Source organism: Rhizobium sp. UBA1881 (assembly GCF_002338015.1).
Classification (GTDB): domain Bacteria; phylum Pseudomonadota; class Alphaproteobacteria; order Rhizobiales; family Rhizobiaceae; genus Rhizobium.
Genome location: NZ_DDHH01000135.1, coordinates 1,729 through 2,804 on the forward strand (window position 1 = coordinate 1,729; position 1,076 = coordinate 2,804).

General features: G+C 60.9%; 1 protein-coding gene. It reads left to right on the forward strand.

The annotated features are described in order from the left end of the window. The first annotated feature begins 20 nt into the window (after positions 1-20). A complete protein-coding gene (locus B3605_RS16495; protein ID WP_296435165.1) occupies positions 21-899 on the forward strand; it encodes a DMT family transporter in 879 nt (292 codons plus the stop codon). Positions 900-1,076: the final 177 nt, after the last annotated feature.

The following is a 1,076-nucleotide window of genomic DNA, read 5'->3' on the forward strand; positions in this document are numbered from 1 at the left end:
TTGTCGCGGGCGGAAACGCCGTGTTGGTTGGTATCGCATTGATGCTCGTCGGCGACTTCATGTTCGCCCTTAACGACGCTATGGGCAAATGGCTCGTGGCCAGCTTTTCGGTCGGTCAGGTTCTGCTGGTTCGCTCGCTCGGCGCGTTTTTCGTGCTCGGGCCGATGTTGTCGCGCCAACCGGTCGCGGCACTCTATAGGGTGGAGAAGCCGCAATGGCAGCTCGCGCGCGTCATCCTCGCTACCGCTGACACCGGGCTATTTTATGCCGCCGTCGCCTATCTTCCGCTGGCCGACGTCATGACCTTCTACATGGCCGGTCCGATCTACGTCGCTGCTCTATCGCATTTCCTGCTTGGCGAACGGATCGGCTGGCGGCGCTGGCTGGCGGTGCTGATCGGCTTCATCGGCGTCGTCATCGCGCTGCGTCCATCTTCTGCGATGTTGTCCTGGCCCTCGATGTTCGGTCTCGTCGGCAGCATTTCCTTCTCGTTGACACTGGTGCTTGGTCGTGTCCTGCGATCCACGCCTGACGCCACGCTGGTTACGTTGCAGACGCTTGGATGTCTCGCTGTCGGGGCGGTGCTTAGCGTCGGGAGCTGGAGCGCTTTCAGCACAAGCCAGTTGCTGGCGCTACTACTGCTCGGCGTGGTGTCGTGCTCCGCGCATCTGATGATTACCCGCTCGCTGAAGCTTGCACCTGCCTCGCTGCTGGCCCCGCTTCAGTACACGTTGCTGCTGTGGGCGATCATCTTCGGCTGGATGTTTTTCGGCGAGTTTCCCGATCGACAGACGTTGATTGGCGCTGCCGTGATCGTACTGGCAGGGCTGTTCATTTTCCACCGCGCCAAGGTCAAGGATGTGGAGCCGCTGGTGCCCAACGACGCGAGCCACGGATAAGACATGGCCGTGGCTGTGCCAATCCATGTGTTATGGTTTCGGGATGCGCGGCAATCGCGCTAGATCCCGGATCCATCGAGCTGGAGAATATCGTCGCCTTCCCATGGGGAGGGCAGCGAGCTCTGGCCGACATTGGCCAAAGGCATCGGCATCCAACATTTCAGCTCCGGATCGGGA